The 16,856-nt window shown below is 69.7% G+C and carries 13 protein-coding genes; 5 read left to right on the forward strand and 8 right to left on the reverse strand.

From position 1 onward, the window contains the following. Positions 1-38: 38 nt before the first annotated feature. The gene (locus ACFFNX_RS31215; RefSeq protein ID WP_378209459.1) at positions 39-1,217 is read right to left on the reverse strand and encodes an IS30 family transposase; all 1,179 of its coding nucleotides are present in this window, start codon (positions 1,215-1,217) and stop codon (positions 39-41) included. 292 nt (positions 1,218-1,509) lie between these two features. After that, positions 1,510-4,326 carry a preprotein translocase subunit SecA gene (secA, locus tag ACFFNX_RS31220; protein WP_378209460.1) on the reverse strand — a complete coding sequence of 939 codons (2,817 nt, stop codon included), beginning with the start codon at positions 4,324-4,326 and terminating at the stop codon, positions 1,510-1,512. 260 nt (positions 4,327-4,586) lie between these two features. Here secA and ACFFNX_RS31225 point away from each other — a divergent pair, with 260 nt between their 5' ends. Beyond that, positions 4,587-4,895: an HGxxPAAW family protein gene (locus tag ACFFNX_RS31225; protein WP_378209461.1), complete on the forward strand. Its 309-nt coding sequence runs from the start codon at positions 4,587-4,589 to the stop codon at positions 4,893-4,895. Between the two features lie 45 nt (positions 4,896-4,940). Next, on the forward strand, positions 4,941-6,149 hold the full coding sequence (locus ACFFNX_RS31230; RefSeq protein WP_378209462.1) for a winged helix-turn-helix domain-containing protein: 1,209 nt from the start codon (positions 4,941-4,943) through the stop codon (positions 6,147-6,149). A 3-nt stretch (positions 6,150-6,152) separates the two neighbouring features. Here ACFFNX_RS31230 and ACFFNX_RS31235 read toward each other — a convergent pair whose 3' ends face one another. Beyond that, the gene (locus ACFFNX_RS31235) at positions 6,153-6,854 is read right to left on the reverse strand and encodes a response regulator (protein WP_378209463.1); all 702 of its coding nucleotides are present in this window, start codon (positions 6,852-6,854) and stop codon (positions 6,153-6,155) included. 132 nt (positions 6,855-6,986) lie between these two features. After that, a complete protein-coding gene (gene hpf / locus ACFFNX_RS31240; protein WP_378209464.1) occupies positions 6,987-7,646 on the reverse strand; it encodes a ribosome hibernation-promoting factor, HPF/YfiA family in 660 nt (219 codons plus the stop codon). Between the two features lie 2,152 nt (positions 7,647-9,798). On the opposite strand from hpf, the gene ACFFNX_RS31245 reads away from it, so the two are divergent. Continuing rightward, positions 9,799-9,981: a phosphoribosyltransferase family protein gene (locus ACFFNX_RS31245; RefSeq protein ID WP_378209470.1), complete on the forward strand. Its 183-nt coding sequence runs from the start codon at positions 9,799-9,801 to the stop codon at positions 9,979-9,981. Between the two features lie 759 nt (positions 9,982-10,740). Here the strand turns inward: ACFFNX_RS31245 and ACFFNX_RS31250 are convergent. From ACFFNX_RS31250 to mtrA, 4 genes are read right to left on the reverse strand one after another with little or no spacing between them, the layout of a single operon-like run. Next, the gene (locus tag ACFFNX_RS31250; protein ID WP_378209465.1) at positions 10,741-12,483 is read right to left on the reverse strand and encodes an LpqB family beta-propeller domain-containing protein; all 1,743 of its coding nucleotides are present in this window, start codon (positions 12,481-12,483) and stop codon (positions 10,741-10,743) included. Next, positions 12,480-13,805: an MtrAB system histidine kinase MtrB gene (gene mtrB, locus ACFFNX_RS31255; protein ID WP_378209466.1), complete on the reverse strand. Its 1,326-nt coding sequence runs from the start codon at positions 13,803-13,805 to the stop codon at positions 12,480-12,482. The genes ACFFNX_RS31250 and mtrB overlap by 4 nt, the downstream gene beginning before the upstream one ends. Further along, positions 13,735-14,106 carry a hypothetical protein gene (locus tag ACFFNX_RS31260; protein WP_378209467.1) on the reverse strand — a complete coding sequence of 124 codons (372 nt, stop codon included), beginning with the start codon at positions 14,104-14,106 and terminating at the stop codon, positions 13,735-13,737. Before ACFFNX_RS31260 ends, mtrB begins: the two co-directional genes overlap by 71 nt. A 7-nt stretch (positions 14,107-14,113) precedes the next feature. Further along, positions 14,114-14,791, reverse strand: a complete 678-nt coding sequence (gene mtrA, locus ACFFNX_RS31265) for an MtrAB system response regulator MtrA (RefSeq protein WP_285579099.1) — start codon at positions 14,789-14,791, stop codon at positions 14,114-14,116. A 302-nt stretch (positions 14,792-15,093) separates the two neighbouring features. On the opposite strand from mtrA, the gene ACFFNX_RS31270 reads away from it, so the two are divergent. Together ACFFNX_RS31270 and ACFFNX_RS31275 are read left to right on the forward strand one after the other, a co-directional pair. Then, on the forward strand, positions 15,094-16,242 hold the full coding sequence (locus ACFFNX_RS31270) for a DUF7847 domain-containing protein (RefSeq protein ID WP_378209468.1): 1,149 nt from the start codon (positions 15,094-15,096) through the stop codon (positions 16,240-16,242). Beyond that, positions 16,239-16,856 (forward strand): DUF4129 domain-containing protein (locus ACFFNX_RS31275; RefSeq protein ID WP_378209469.1); only part of this gene is annotated, 618 nt, incomplete at its 3' end. The genes ACFFNX_RS31270 and ACFFNX_RS31275, both read left to right, overlap by 4 nt.

A 16,856-nucleotide genomic window follows, 5' to 3' on the forward strand; every position in this document is an offset into this window, starting at 1 on the left:
GATGGCGGATTCCAGGGGTCCTCGCAACACCTGATGGTCTATGTGGCTGTCAGTAGATCACGCAGGCGCTCGGCTGGGGTTTCCCAGCCGAGTGTTTTGCGTGGTCGGCCGTTGAGTTCCTGGGCGATGTGTTCGAGGTCCTGGGGCCTGTGGACCGACAGGTCCGTGCCTTTGGGGAAGTACTGGCGCAGCAGCCCGTTGGTGTTCTCGTTGCTGCCGCGCTGCCAGGGTGAGTGCGGGTCGCAGAAGTAGACCGGCACGCCGGTGGCCACGGAGAACTGTTTGTGTGCTGCCATCTCACAGCCCTGGTCCCAGGTCAGCGAGCCGCGCAGGTGTTCGGGCAGTGAACCGATCAAGGGCACGAGCACGTCGCGGACTTCCTCGGCGGTGTGCCCGCCGGGCAGGTGCCCGAGCATCACGTACCGACTCGAGCGTTCGACCAGGGTCACGATCGCGGACTCGCTGCGGGTGCCGACGATCAGGTCGCCTTCCCAGTGCCCGGGCACGGCCCGGTCCTCGATCTGGGGTGGCCGCTCGGCGATCATCACCATCTCCTCGACGAACCGCCGCGTGCGCTCGTTAGGAGCCTGGTGCGGCTTGCGGCGGGTGCGTCCGGTGCGCAGGGCCGCCAGGACCTCTCGTTTGAGGCCGCCACGAGCCTGGACGTAGATCGCCTGGTAGATCGTCTCCACACTCACCCGCATGCTTTGCTCGCCCGGGAACTCCCTGATCAGAGCGTGACAGATCTGCTCGGGCGACCAGCGCACGGCCAGCTTGGCAGCGACGTAGTCGCGCAGCGGGCCATCCTTGGCGAGCTTGCTTTCCTTGGGTCGTGAGCGGGCCTTCACCCACGCCCGGTGCGCCCGGTAGGGGCGGTAGACACCCTCGACGGATCGGTTGTCGATCTCACACTTGATCGTGGACGCCGACCGCCCCAGCTCGCGGCCGATCACGCGCAGCGAGGCACCCTGACGGTGCAGGTCCGCGATCTGCTCCCGCTCCAAAAGCGTCAAGAACCGCGGATGCAGGTCCGCCTCCAACGCCGAGACGGCCGGCGAGGTCGAGGTATCGGCGCAGGTGATCACACCCGTCTTGTAGTCGATCCGACGGCCATCCGCGTGGAGCCGCGCGTTACCGATCTTGCGGATCCCCCGGTCCCAGTCCCGCGCAGTGCGCACGTTCACTCCGACCTGCGCCGCAGCGTCCCGCCGCCGCACACCGGCCGCCCTCAACCCGTCGTACACCGCCCGCCCCGGGTGCCCCTTCGTGCCTGACTTGCCTCGACCCCGCACGCCAGCCTTACGAGCCCACCCGAACGCCGTCGCCCGGCTCACCCCGACAGCACGAGCAGCACCCGAGATACTGCCCGCCTCCCGATCCAAAGCCTCCAAGAACCTCGCCCGCAACTCCCCAGAAACCACGGTCCCCGCAACACCTTGAAATCCAAGGTGTTGCGGGGACCGCTAGAACGCGAGCATCCGCCCGGGGCCGTTCGTGTGCCGTCCTGCGTCAGTTCTTGCGCGGGTCGCCGTGGCAGCGCTTGAACTTCTTGCCCGAGCCGCACGGGCACGGGTCGTTGCGCGAGACGTCCGCGTAGACGTCGTCCTCCGCCTCTTCGGTGTGGGTCTCGACGCCGCCCTCACCGTCGACCTTCGGCGCGCTGTAGCTCAGGCTCTGCGGCCGGCTGCCCTCGTCGAGGCCCTTGGCGACGATCTCCGGGGCCTCGTCCTCCGGCTCTTCCTCGGCCGTGTCGACGAGCTCGACCGGAGCCGCGCCGACACCCGCGACGGCGGACTGGTCCTCCTCGGCGATCTCGACCTCGAGGTTGAACAGGTAGCCGACCGACTCCTCCTTGATGCCCTCGAGCATCGCGGTGAACATGTCGTAACCCTCGCGCTGGTACTCGACCAGCGGGTCACGCTGGGCCATCGCGCGCAGGCCGATGCCCTCCTGGAGGTAGTCCATCTCGTACAGGTGCTCGCGCCACTTGCGGTCGAGGACCGACAGGACGACGCGCCGCTCCAGCTCGCGCAGGACCTCGCCGCCGAGCTCCTCCTCGCGCTTGGCGTACGCCTCCTGGGCGTCCTCGGTGATCTTCTCGGTGAGCAGCTCGGCGGTCAGGCCGGACTGGCCGCCCTCCTCCTCGACCAGGTCGTCGGAGCTGATCGAGATCGGGTAGAGCTGCTTGAACGCCTTCCACAGCTTGTCGAGGTCCCACTCTTCGGGGAAGCCCTCGGCGGTGGCCGCCGTGACGTAGCCCGCGACGACCTCGTCGATCATGTGGACGATCTGCTCGTGCAGGTCGGCGCCCTCAAGGACCTTGCGGCGCTCGGCGTAGATCACCTTGCGCTGGCGGTTGAGGACCTCGTCGTACTTGAGGACGTTCTTGCGGATCTCGAAGTTCTGCTGCTCCACCTGGTGCTGGGCGGACCGGATGGCGTTCGAGACGATCTTCGACTCGATCGGCACGTCGTCCGGGATGTTGAGGCGGGTCATGATCGCCTCGACGCGGGCGGAGTTGAACAGCCGCATCAGGTCGTCCTCGAGCGAGAGGTAGAACCGCGACTCGCCCGGGTCGCCCTGGCGGCCGGAACGACCGCGCAGCTGGTTGTCGATGCGCCGCGACTCGTGGCGTTCGGTGGCGAGGACGTACAGGCCGCCGGACTCGGTGACCTCCTCGTGCTCCTCCTTGACCGCCTGCTTGGCCTTCTCGATCGCCTCCGGCCAGGCCTTCTCGTACTCCTCCGGGGTCTCCAGCGGGGACAGGCCCTGCGCGTGGAGCGCCTGGTCGGCGAGGTGGTCGGGGTTGCCGCCGAGCATGATGTCGGTGCCACGACCGGCCATGTTGGTGGCGACCGTGACGGCGCCCTTGCGGCCCGCCTCGGCGACGATCAGCGCTTCCTTCTCGTGGTACTTGGCGTTCAGCACCTCGTGCGGGACGCCGCGGCGCTTGAGCATCCGCGAGAGCTTTTCGGACTTTTCCACCGAGGTCGTGCCGACCAGGACCGGCTGGCCCTTGTCGTGCTTCTCCTTGATGTCCTCGACCACGGCCTCGAACTTGGCCTGCTCGGTCTTGTAGACGACGTCGGAGACGTCCTTGCGGATCATCGGCTTGTTGGTCGGGATCGGGATGACCCCGAGCTTGTAGATCTTGTTGAACTCGGCCGCCTCGGTCTGGGCGGTGCCGGTCATGCCGCCGAGCTTGTCGTAGAGGCGGAAGAAGTTCTGCAGCGTGATCGTGGCGAGCGTCTGGTTCTCGTCCTTGATCGTCACGCCTTCCTTGGCCTCGATGGCCTGGTGCATGCCCTCGTTGTAGCGACGGCCGTGCAGGATGCGCCCGGTGAACTCGTCGACGATCAGGACCTCGCCCGCGTTGACGATGTAGTCCTTGTCCTTCTTGTACAGCTCCTTGGCCTTCAGCGCGTTGTTCAGGAAGCTGACCAGCGGCGTGTTGACCGAGTCGTACAGGTTGTCGATGCCGAGCCAGTCCTCGACCTTCTCGACGCCGGACTCCAGGATGCCGACGGTGCGCTTCTTCTCGTCGACCTGGTAGTCGCCGTCCTCGCCCTCGGGGCCGTCGCTGGCGCGCTTGAGCCGCGGCACGATCTTGGCGAACTCGACGTACCACTTGGAGTTCTGCTCGGCGGGGCCGGAGATGATCAGCGGCGTACGGGCCTCGTCGATGAGGATGGAGTCGACCTCGTCCACGATCGCGAAGTTGTGGCCGCGCTGGACGCACTCGTCGAGGCTCCAGGCCATGTTGTCGCGCAGGTAGTCGAAGCCGAACTCGTTGTTGGTGCCGTACGTGACGTCGGCGGCGTACGCCTTGCGGCGGTCCTCCGGCGTCATGTCGGCCAGGATCACACCGACCTCGAGGCCGAGGAACTGGTGGACCCGGCCCATCCACTCGGCGTCGCGCTTGGCGAGGTAGTCGTTGACGGTGACCACGTGCACGCCCTCGCCGGCGAGGGCGTTGAGGTACGCCGGAAGCACACAGGTCAGGGTCTTGCCCTCACCGGTGCGCATCTCGGCGATGTTGCCCATGTGGAGCGCGGCCCCGCCCATGACCTGCACGTCGAAGTGGCGCTGGCCCAGCGTCCGCTTGGCGGCCTCACGGGCCGTGGCGAACGCCTCGGGAAGCAGATCGTCGAGGCTCTCGCCGTCGGCGAGGCGCTCCTTGTAGGTCTCGGTGAGCGCGCGCAACTCGGCGTCGCTCATGTCGACGAAGTCTTCCTCGATGGAGTTGACCTGGTCGGCGATCCGCTTGAGCTTACGCAGAACTTTGCCTTCGCCGGCGCGAAGGATCTTGTCGATGACTACTGGCACTCTCGGGAGCTCCTCGCAGCGTTCGTGGTATCGCCGGGGGTCGTGTCGGAGGCGCGCGCACACGACCCGTACGGTGTCATCGTAGGCGAGTCCAACCGTACAGCGGGACAACCGTCACTATCACGAGACCGGTGATGCCCGCGACCGGGTCAGGGTTCGCCATGATCGTGCCAAGCGATCGTGTAAAAAAACTGGGAGCGGCGGGCTCGCGACCGGTCGTCCGCACCGAACTGAAGCGCGTAACCCGCGGGGAGGGATGAATGGCCCACAATTCACACGCCGGCCGTGCCAGCTCATGGCTGGCGGTCATCGTGATCTGGATCGGCTTCGGCGTGGGGGGCGTCGCGCTGGTGCCGCACCCGAGGTGGTGGATGTTCTGGGTCGGCGCCGGACTCGTCGTGGTCGGCGGCCTGATCGCCGCGGCCGTGCACATCTTCGACGACGTCATCATGGACGGTCCCCGGCAGGCGCCCGAAGAACGCCACCACTCCGAGCTCGCCGGTGTCCGTGGCGAGCTGAGCGGGCCGGAAACGGCCACCGACCCGGCCACGACCAAGCCGCACGGCTGATCCTCCTCCCCTGATCCTGTCGGTGGTGGTCCGTAACATCGGCCCATGCCTCCCGTAGAGCTCACCCCCGAGCAGGCACGCCGGATTCAACTTCACGCCCAAGGTCTCCTCGGGCGTGTCGCGACCACGCATCGGGGCGGTGGCCTGCGCGGCGACCCCGGTGCCCGGCGTGCCCTCGGCGCGCTCCGCCATCTCGGGGCGGTGCAGCTCGACACCATCTCGGTCCTGGCGCGCTCCCACGAGCTGGTCGCCTACGCGCGCCTGGGCGCCGTCGGCCGCTCCAGCGTCGAGCGCGCCTACTGGAACGGCACGGCCGCCTTCGAATACTGGTCGCACGCCGCCTGCGTGCTGCCGATCGAGGACTGGCCGCTGTACGCCTTCCGGCGCCGCGACTACCTGCACAGGGGCCGCCACTGGCACCGTACGCCCGAGGAGGCGTGCAAGGAGGTGCTGGCCCGCCTCCGTTCCGACGGCCCGCTCACGGCGACGGGGCTCGGCGGCGCGAAGAAGGGCGGCGAGTGGTTCGACCGTACGGACCACAAGATCGCCGCGGAGTACCTCCTGGCGACCGGTGAGGTGGTCTGCACCCGGCGGGTCGGCTGGCGCCGGGTGTACGACCTGGCGGAGCGGGCGATCCCGGCGGAGCTGCGCGAGCAGGACCTGTCGGACGAAGAGTGCGTCGCCACCCTGGTCGCCCGCGCGGGCCGCGCGCTGGGCGTCGCGACGCGGGCGGACCTGGCCGACTACGTCCGGGTCCGGGGTGAGCAGGTCGACGCGGTGATCGGCGCGACCGGCCTGGTGCCGGTGGAGGTCGGCGGCTGGAGCACCGCCTGGGCCCATCCGGAGGCCCTGGCCGAGGTGCCACGCGGGCGCCACCGTACGACGCTGCTGTCCCCGTTCGACTCGCTGGTGTGGGATCGCAAGCGCACCCAGCGGATGTTCGCCTTCGACCACCGCCTGGAGGCGTACGTCCCGAAGGCGAAGCGCGTGCACGGCTACTTCACGATGCCCGTGCTGGCCGGCGGGCGCCTGATCGGCCGCGTCGACCCGGCCCGCGAGGGCACGACGCTGATCGCCCGCAAGGCGTCCGTGGAGCCGGCGGCGGCGAACACGCCGGGCAAGGCCGAACGCGCGATCGCGCATCTGGCCGAGGCTCTGCGCGAGGCGGCCGAATGGGTGGGCTGCGACGCGGTCCGCGTCGAACGCATCGACCCGCCGGCCCTCGCCGCACCGCTGGCCGCCGCCTTGAACTAGGACTCAGCTGATTTCGAGCAGTTTCTCCCGCACCGCGTAGACGACGGCCTCCATCCGGGAATGCAGCTGGAGTTTCTCCAGGATGTTCCGGATGTGGTTCTTGACGGTGTTCTCCGAAATGAACAGCTCTTTGGCGATCTCGCGGTTGCCGAGCCCCCGCGCGACCAGGCGCAGGACCTCCATCTCGCGATCGGTCAGCTTCGGCGCGGGCACCTGCTGCTGACGCTCGTCGCCGCGCTTGGCCATGGCCGCGAACTCGGTGATCAGCTTCGAGGCCATCGACGGGCTGATGAACGACTGGCCGTCGTGCACCGCGCGCACGACGTCGGCGACCTCGTCGATCGAGACGTCCTTCAGCAGGTAGCCGGTGGCGCCCGCCTTGATCGCCTCGAAGAGATCCTCCTCCTCGTCGCTGATGGTCAGCATCACGATCTTGACGCTGGGCACCTGGTCCTTGATGGCCGTGCACGCCTCGATGCCGCCGCGGCGCGGCATCCGGATGTCCATGAGCACGACGTCCGGGACGAGGTCGCCCACCTGTTCCACGGCCTCTTGGCCGTCGCCGCACTGGCCGACGACCTCGACGCCGTCCTCGTCGTCGAGGACCATCTCGAGGCCACGGCGGAACAGCGCGTGGTCGTCGACGATGAGGACGCGGATGGGGTCACCGGACGCGGGGTCACGAGTCTGCGGAGCCTCGCTCAACTCCTCCTCCAAACGGTGCGCCGGCCCATGGGGGCGTGTTCGCGGGGGTGAGACGTGTGGTCCCAGGCGCTCCCTCGTCGGAACCGCCTGGGACCAGATTGGTCGAGGCGATGGCGCCGCGCAAGCGCGGCGTCACTCCTCGATAAGACGGATCACTCCATAATCCCAGCCCCGTCGCCGGTAAACGACACTCGGACGGCCGCTCTCCTTGTCACGGAAGAGATAGAAATCGTGTCCGACCAGTTCCATCTCGAATAGTGCCTGGTCAATGGTCATCGGATCCGCTTTATGCGCCTTTTCCCGCAGAACGACCGGACCGTCGCCTTCCATCGCGATCGGCACGATGCCCTCGGCCTGCGCGTACGCGTCGCCCTCCGATGGAGGTACGGGCTCTTCGGCCTGCGCCGACGTCGGCCCGGGTACGTCCGGGAGCGCCTCGACCTCCGGCGCGAGCGCGTCCGCGAGCCGGGCGCGACCGTGGGTGCCGTGGTGGACCTTGCGGCGGTCGCACACGCGGCGCAGGCGGTTCTCCAGCTTGCCGAGGGCCATGTCGAGCGCGGCGTAGCGGTCGTCGGCCGCGGCCTCGGCTCTGATCACGGGGCCACGGGAGACGATGGTGAGCTCGATCCGCTCACGGGTGTCCGCCTGGCGGGGGTTGTGTTCTTCGGAGACCTCCACGTCAACCCGGATGACCTTGGGATCCAGCTTCTCCACCTTGGCGAGTTTGGTGTCCACATGACGACGGAACCGATCGTTGACGTCCGTGTGACGCCCCTTCACGATGATGTCCATAGGGGACCCCCCTCCTCCCGGTATTCAAGACCACCCGGCACGGGGCAGCCGGGCTCAACACTCACTGTCTCCACACCTCGGTTTCCGCGACGCAGAGGAAACACCCGCCCGGCCGACCTGGTCTTCGTCCCCACATCCGCCTGCTGAGGGTCTCGCGGCGCTCTCGCCACTACTGCCCTTCTCCCGGTCCGGAGGACATCTGATCCCCCGGCGGGGCAGGTCTTACCTCTAAGCCGCACCGTGATCGGTCGACGAGAAGTCGCCTTACGTGGGCCGTTTCGCCTGCGGCTGGCATCGGCTTGCCGGGCCGGTTGAGACTCGGCGCAACCACGGACCCGGGCGGGTGTCATGTCAGGAACGCTAACCCCTTACGCCATGAATGTCAGGTGGGGACCCCGAGAAAAACCACGGATAGTCATCGCCGTCCGGGATTTCGGCCGCCCGGCGCGTCGCACCGGGCGTTACGGAGACGGCGGAGCCTTCGTCCGGTCGGCACGGCCACCACCTGCACGATGCCCTGGGACGGCCGGTGCCGATCTCGCTCGACGCGAGTACCCGATCGCGCGCCGTATCCGCCGCCCGTACGACGGACAGGCAATAAACCACTACCGCCGGTAGCCACATCCGGTGAGATGGCGGCACATCGGGCTTCGGCGTGTCGTCGTCCTGGGAGTCTTTGGGCGGTCCCGCTGTGATCTTCCGTCCTGCAGGGCCACCGGCCGGTCGGCGAACGGCTCGGAACGCGGCGCGATCTGCGTCTCGGGCCTGTCTCAAGGTCCCGCTGTCCGCTGCGCGGCGCCCAGGCGACGCCTCGCCGCGTTGCCGCCCCCATCCCACGAAACCGTGCCGAACGACTCCGCCGCCCGACACGCTCCCGCAGGGACCCCGGGAAAGGTCGCCAGCCAAACCAGGCCGACTCCCTACCTCCGCCTTACGACCGCCTTGCGACACGGCCCCCGGACACCGCTCGCTACGAAAGGGGACCTTGAGACAGACCTAGGGCCGGGCTCTCGGGCCGGGTATCGGCGGACCCAGCGGACCCAGCGACTCGGCGGACTCGGCGGACTCGGCGGACTCGGCGGAGAGTTTTCCACAGGGTGTGGACGGGGCTGGTGTCTCACCAGGGGACCCGGCAGGCTCGGCAGACATGAAGCTTCTCACCGCAGCCCTTGACCTGCTCCTTCCCCAGCCGTGCGCGGGCTGCGGAGGGCCCGGCGGGCTCGTGTGCCGAGCCTGCGAAGACCACCTCGCCGCCCCCGCCCGGCTGTGCCTGCCCAGCCCCCTCCCGGCAGGCCTGCCGCCCCCCTTCGCCATCGCGCCGTACGCCGGCCCGGTCCGCCGACTGATCATCGCGCACAAGGAACGCGGCCTGTCGGGCCTGGCACGCCCTCTGGGCGTCGCCCTAGCCCGCGCCGCGATGACGGCCGCCGACCCCGGCGGGCCCGCGCTCATCGTCCCTGTGCCCTCCTCAAGGGCGTCGGTACGGCGACGGGGCCATGACCCGACCCTGCGCATCGCCGAAGAGGCGGCAAGAGAGGCCACAAGACAAGCCACGAGGCAGCCGAAGCACGAGACGGACCGCCCCGACGCCCACCTTGCCAACCTGACGGGCAACCCCCACCCCGCCGACCAGACGAGGGCCCCCGACCCTGCCGACCGGACAAGAGCCCCCCACCCTGCCACCCAAGCAAGGGACGCCCACGCTGCAGATCATGCGAGAGACCCCCACCCTGCGGATCATGCGAGAGACCCCCACCCTGCGGATCATGCGAGGGACGCCCACCCTGACGGCCGAGCGGGGGAAGACCACTCTGCCGATCGCGCGATGAACCACCCCACCAATGGGGCGAGAGACCACCCCGCCGACCGAACGAGAGACAGCCACCCCGCCGACCGATCGGGGGATGGCCGCACTGGCGACCCGGCGAGGGACGACCACCCCCGCGGCCGGGCGAGGGGCGGCGACCCTGGCGGTCGGGCCGCGAACGGCCCCGGCGATCGGGCAGGGAACGGCCGCCCCGCCAGCGGGGCGAGGGGCCACCCTGTCGCAGGAGCGAGGGTCGTATGCGTGCGGGCTCTACACCATCGGCGCCGCGTGGCGGACCAGGCCGGCCTGACCGCCACGGATCGCGTCCTGAACCTCACCGGAGCCATGCAGTCTCGCCTGGACCTGCGGGGATGGCGAGTGATCATCGTGGACGATGTGATCACCACAGGCGCGACCCTCGCCGAGGCGGCCCGAGCCTTACGCGAGGCCGGCGCCGAAGTACCGGCATGCGCCGTGATCGCGGCGACACAACGCCACTCAGGAGGAAGGGGAGACCAACCGAGGTAGACCGACCACTCACCGCTCAGAAGAGCACGCGCGCCAGCCAAGGCAGGCGGACCGAGGGAGGACCGAGGACCGAGGACCGCTGAAAAGACCACGCCCGCCAACCGAGACACGCATACCCCAAGAAGCACGTGAGCCAGACGGGGAAGGCCTACCGCTCAGGAAACACGCGCGCCACAGCCCGCCACAGCCTGGGCGGTGGACCGCTCAAGAAAGTACGCCCCGCCAGCCGAGGCAACCCGACCCGCTCAGGAGGCGCGCTCCCGCCGACCGAGGCAACCCAACCACCTACGAAGCACATGCCCACCGACCAAGGCAGCCCAACCACCCACGAAACACACGCCCACCGACCAAGGCAGCCCAACCACCCACGAAACCCCACCGACCAAGGCAGCCCAACCACCCACGAAACACACGCCCACCGACCAAGGCAAGCCACCCCCACAAGAACACGCGCGCCTGCCAAGACGTGCGACTGCTCAACGAAGCGCCCCACCAACCAAGACAAACCAACCACTCACGCAACACACGTCCACCGATCAAAGCAGACCCACCCAGAAGAACACCCCCGCCCGCCAGAACAGCACTCAGGAGGCACACCCCACCAAACAAAACAACTCAACCAGCCACGGAGCACACGCCTGCCGACCGAGACGGTTCGGGCGCTCAGGAGCGCGCGTCTGGCAGCCGAGGCAGCTCCCCCTGCTCAGGAGCGCGCGTCAGCCAGTCGCGGCAGCTCCGCCTACTGAGGAAGTACGCGTGTCAGCCGGGGTAGGCCGGGGCGGAGGTGCGGTCGTAGCACTTCCATTCGCCGTACTTGTCGCTCAGCCAGCACACGTTGTCCAGGGGCTGGGGGCTCGACACGTGCTGTGAGACGAGCAGCGGAGCGCCCGGGTAGGCCGCCACCGCCTTCATGTCGGCGCCCGGGCCCATGATCGGCTGGATGGCGCCGCCGCCGACCGGCACGTCGTAGAGCACCGGCGACGGGTTGCTGTCCGTCGCGCCGATGACCGCCAGGTGGTCGGCGTCGCGCCAGGACAGGTCGATGGCGGACGACAGGTCCGAGTTGATCGCGATGAAGCCCTCCGCCTGCAGGCCGCCCGTCGGTGCCGGGTCGACGCGGCCCAGTTGTACCTGGGAGACCTGGCCCATCTGGACGATCGCGGCGGCCCGGGTGCCGTCGCGTGAGATGCGCAGGGCCCGGACCGGGTACGGCGCGAGGGTCCAGCCGTCGACGGCGATCTTCGTGGTGCCGGGGGTGATCTCCCACAGGCGGGAGCCCTGGGAGTTCGACTCGACCGCCCAGACATTGCCGTGCAGGTCCCACGACGGCTTGCAGAACCGGCCGCCCGCAAGTTTGGCGTGCAGCGTGACCCGGGTCGCGCCCGTCGTCATGTCCGTCACCGTCACCGTGCCACCGGACTTGCTCACGGCCGCGACCTGCCGTGCGTCGTAGGAGACCGCCGGCTGGTACACGTGCAGCTTGGGCAGTAGCACCTGCGGCACGGAGGAGTCGAGCCGGGCCAGCCGTCCGTCGGCGGTGCGCACCCAGCCTCGCGGTGGGTCGCCCTGGCCGTCGGGGTCATAACCGGCCCAGACGCTCGCCGACTGCACCGTGCCGCCGGCGCCCGGCACGTCCATCGGCTTGCCGTCGATCTCCAGTTTGAGCTGGTCGACCTCTCGCAGTTGCCGCAACGTCCACATCAGCTGGATCGACATGTTCCGCAGATCGCCCGAGCGGGCCTGGCGGTTCAGGTCGACCGTCGCGACGCCTCCGGAGATGTCCAGTCGCCGCAGCTGGGTGCCGTCGGGAAAACCGGTGCGGACGGCGGCGCCCCGCAGCCACGTCGTCGGGCCGCCGAGCAGCTGCTTCACGAGCTGCTGCGACAGCCACGGCCGGCTGACCATGGGGATGAACACCGGGTTCGGCACCAGGACCTTGACCTGGGGGTCGGGCGAGAAGAAGTACAGGTCGAGTGTGCGGAAGGCGCGGCCCACGTCGTTGCGGCTGAGCAGGAGCTCCGGCGGGAGCCAGCTGATCCGCCACTGCTTCTGCGCGTCCTGGCGGAGCTGGTAGGTCACCTTGAAGCGGTGCGAGTCGGCGATGTACTGGCCGTCCGAGCCGATCTTGCCGAGCTGGTCGACCTCGACGGTCACCGATGCGTGCGCGCCGCCGATCTGGACCGACGTCTGTTCCATCCGGTCGTAGACCACCGTAGAGATGCCGGGCTGCCAGCATCCTCCGCAGGCCAGGTACTCCCGGGCCACCTTGTGATCGCCGTTCGGGCCGTCGAAGCTTCCCGACGCGGCCTGGAAGGCGGTGATGATCTTGCCGGGGTCCCAGTCGCGGCCCGGGCCGACCGGGATGACGCGGACGTACGGGTCGTCGATCGGCTGCTGGTGACCCGTGACCCGGCCGCCGACCACCTGGCTCCCCGAAGGGACGCTCGCGCATCCCGTGACCGCGCACAGCACGAGCGTCACAACCGCGAGCCCCCGCCTCATGCGTCGGCTTCCAGCTTGAGTTCGGCGTACGGGGCTCGCCGGAGTTCGACCTCCGGCGGGACGAGGGGCAGCGGCGAGCCGCGGAGTTCGGCGCCCGCCACCCGCGGCAGCGACAGGCGGAACTGCGAGCCCTGGTCCGGCTCGCCCCACGCCTGAAGCCAGCCGCCGTGCAGGCGGGCGTCCTCCTTGGAGATCGACAGGCCCAGGCCCGTGCCGCCGGTGGTGCGGGCGCGGGCGGGGTCGGCGCGCCAGAAGCGGTCGAAGACCATGTGGGCCTCGCCCGGCCGCAGGCCGCATCCGTGGTCGCGGACCGCGATGGCCACCGCGTCGCGGTCGGCCGCCACGCTCACGACGATGTCCTTGCCGTCACCGTGCTCGACCGCGTTGACCAGCAGGTTGCGCAGGATGCGCTCGACGCGGCGGCGGTCGACCTCGGCCATGGTCGCCTCGCCCGGGAGCTGTTGGACGATCTTGCTGCCCTTGCGCTCGGCGAGACCCTCGGTGTCGCCGACCGCGCGCAGGACCAGCTCGCGCACGTCGATCGACTCGGCGTCCAGGGTGGCGGCGCCCGCGTCGTACCGGCTGATCTCCAGCAGGTCGGCCAGCAGGCCCTCGAAGCGTTCGAGCTGGCTCTGCAGGAGCTCGGCCGACCGTGACGTCAGCGGGTCGAACTCCTCGCGGGCCTCGTAGAGCACGTCGGCGGCGATCCGGATCGTCGTCAGCGGCGTGCGCAGCTCGTGGGAGACGTCCGAGACGAACTGGCGCTGGACCTTCGACAGCTCCTCGAGCTGGACGATCTTCTCCTGGAGGTTCGCGGCCATGTCGTTGAACGAGGTCGCGAGCCGCGCGAGGTCGTCCTCGCCGCGGACCTTCATGCGCTCTTCGAGCCGCCCGGCGGCCAGGCGTTCGGCCGACTGGGCCGCGAGCCGTACGGGGATGACGACCTGGCGTGTCACCAGGGAGGCGATCGCCGCGAGCAGCAGCATCAGGGCCGCGCCGACGCCGAACAGCGTGCGCTGCACGACCACGAGGCTCTGCCGCTCCTGGGTCAGCGGGAACAGGTAGTAGATCTGGTAGGCGTTGACCTTGGCGCCGACGATCAGACCGCCGACCGAGGTGCCGTCGTCGTAGCTCAGCCGGCCGTACGTGCGGTACGGCGTGCTGGCCGGCGCCCGCTCGACCTGGAACCGCAGACGGGCGGGCACGCTGTCGGGCTTGATGGCGTTGCTGGAGAAGCCGTTGATGCCCGGGTCACGGTCGTCGATGAGGATGACCTCGTACAGACCCGCCGTGCCGCTGCGGCGTGCCAGCGTGGTCACCACGTTGTTGAGCGTCTCCGGATCGCTCGGGCCGGTGGCGAGCTGCCCCTGGGCGATGCCGACGCCGTCGTCGAGCTGGCAGCGCGGCGCGTTCCTTGGCCTCCAGCAGAGCGTTGGTGATCTGCTGCATCAGGAACACCCCGAGCACCGCCACGACGATCGCCGAGACGACCAGCGTCGTCGTGACGACACGCACGCGGATCGAGCTCCGCCAGCGCGTCTGCGTCGCGCCCAGCGCGGCCCTGGCGAGACGGCGGATCACGCGCAGGCCGCGGCGGGCCGACGTCTTCAGGGGGATCCGCACGGCCGGACTAGGCCGGGCCGGCCTTGTAGCCGACCCCGCGTACGGTGACCACGATCTCCGGATGCTCAGGGTCTTTTTCGATCTTGGCCCGGAGCCGCTGGACGTGAACGTTGACGAGCCGGGTGTCGGCCGCGTGGCGGTAGCCCCAGACCTGTTCGAGCAGGACCTCGCGGGTGAAGACCTGGCGCGGCTTGCGCGCGAGCGCCACCAGCAGGTCGAACTCCAGCGGTGTGAGCGGGATGTGCCGGTCGCCCCGCTTGACCGAGTGGCCGGCGACATCGATCGCGATGTCGCCGATCTGCAGCAGTTCGGGGGTCGGGTCGTCGGTGCGGCGGAGCCGGGCGCGGACGCGCGCCACGAGCTCCTTGGGCTTGAACGGCTTGACGATGTAGTCGTCGGCACCCGATTCGAGGCCCAGAACGACATCGACCGTGTCGCTCTTGGCGGTCAGCATCACGATCGGCACCCCGGCCTCGGCCCGGATCTGGCGGCACACGTCGATGCCGTCGATGCCGGGAAGCATGAGGTCGAGCAGCACGAGGTCGGGACGGGTCTCCCGGAACGCCTCGAGCGCCTTGTCACCGTCGTGCACGAATGACGGCTCGAAGCCCTCTCCCCGAAGCACGATGCCGAGCATCTCGGCCAGAGCCAGGTCGTCGTCGACGACCAGCACGCGTCCTTTCATGTACCCTCATCGCCGGAGTTGTAAGAGGTCGGTCCCCCCAAGCAGGCCAAGGTTACCTCTGATCCCTCATATCGCGACCCCTCGCGCGATGACGATCGCCGTTACCGGCTCTCCCGGCGGACCGCTGCCGGGCGGCGTCACCGCGGGTTCGCCGGGGGACTCGATCCGGCGCAGGGGCGCCACGCATCCATTTTGCCCCATTGATCCCTGAATCCAGGGAGTCCTCTCGCGCGATCACGTGGGCCCCTTCAGCGTGGCAGGATGGCCCGTATCGACCGGGGAAACAGCGCGGAGGGGGCAGGGTGACCGACCCAGGGGCCTGGGCGACGCCGGGCTCCGGCACGCCCCCCGCCGACCGGCCCGCACCACCGGCGCCCGACCCGGTCGACGACGAGCCCGAGCTGGAGACCGAGATCCCGCTGCGCCCGCTCGGCGTCTCGGAGATCCTCGACGGAGCGGTCACCTACATACGCCGCAACCCCCGCGCCACGCTGGGCATGTCCGCGGTGATGACGACCGTCATCGAGGTCGTCGTCACGCTCGCCCAGTACTTCCTCATCGGCTCCCAGGCCCGTACCGAGATCACGCCCGGCACCATCGAGAAGTCGGTGGGCTGGGCGTTCGTCATCGCCGCCGGCAGCCTGCTCCTCACCGCGTACGTCGTGCTGCTGCTGTCCGGGATGCTCGCACCGGTCATGGCGCGGACGCTGCTGGGCCGCCCGACCTCGCTCTCCCACGCCTGGCGCGTCGTCCGGCCCTGCCTCGGGCGCCTGTTCGGCGCGGCCACGGCCGTCGTCGCGGCGGTGTTCCTGGCGCTGGCGATCCCGCTCACCCCGATGATCGCCGCCGTCGCGGGCGACGCTCCCGTCGGCGTCCAGGCCGTCACCTGGATCCTCGGGGTGCCGGTCGCCCTCGTGGCGATGGTGACGGCGTACATCTGGTTCGCCTTCGCCGCGCCCATCCTCGTGATGGAGCGCCGTGGCGTGATCGCCTCACTGCGCCGGTCCGCGGAGATGGTGCGCGGACGCTGGTGGCGCACGTTCGGCGTCCTGTTCCTCGCCCTGCTGATCACGGTGCTGGCCGAGTTCGTCGTCATCCCGGCGCCGTTCAACGTCGTGGTGGAGATCGTGGCGGGCGTCCATCCCTCACCGGCCGGCGGGCTCCTCATCGGCCTGCTGGCCCTGAGCGCGGTCGGCCGCATCGTCGCCGGCACGCTGGTCAACCCGTTCAACGCCGGGGTGATCGCCATCGTGTACGCCGATCGGCGCATGCGGCGTGAGGCGTTCGACCTGGAGCTGCAGATGCGACCGCCGGAGGACCCGCTCGCCGCGTGGCTGCCCGGACCGCTCACCGCCGCGGGCTCCGGCCCCCAGCCGAAGGTGCGGCGTCCCCCCACCCCGTGGACGGCGCCCATGCCGCCTCCGCCTCCCCCGCCGGGGTGGCCACGGTGATCTTCAACGCCCCCGCACCGCCCGTCGGCCGCGACGCGGCGCGCGAGCTCGCCCGCCGCGAGCTGCGAAAGCAGATCTACCAGCGCGACAAGCCGTCGTTCCTCGACCGGATCCTGAACAAGATCCATGACTGGCTGAACAGCCTGTTCGGCCACACGCCGGGCGAGCAGACCGGAGGCGGCTGGGGCTGGACGGCGCTCATCGTGCTGGTGGTGCTGCTGATCCTCGTGGCCGCCGCGGTCTGGTGGCGTCTCGGCAACCTGCGACGCAACGCGGCCGAACGCACGAGCCTGCTCGAGGACGCCCACACGACCGCCGAGGACCACCGCGCCACCGCCGAACGCCACGCGGCCGCCGGCGAGTGGCCCGAGGCCATCCGCGAACGCCTGCGTGCCATCGCCCGCGACCTCGAAGAACGCGTCATCGTCGAACCCCGCCCCGGTCGTACCGCCGACGAGCTGGCGGCCGAGGCGGGCGCCGCGCTGCCCGACCACGCCGAGGAGCTCGCCGCCGGCGTACGGACCTTCGACGACGTCTGGTATGGCGGACGCCAGGGCGACGCCGAGGCCTACCGGCGGCTCGCCGAGCTCGACCGGCGCCTCCAGGCCGCGCGC

The sequence above is a fragment of the Actinoallomurus acaciae genome (assembly GCF_042429965.1).
Lineage (GTDB): Bacteria > Actinomycetota > Actinomycetes > Streptosporangiales > Streptosporangiaceae > Actinoallomurus > Actinoallomurus acaciae.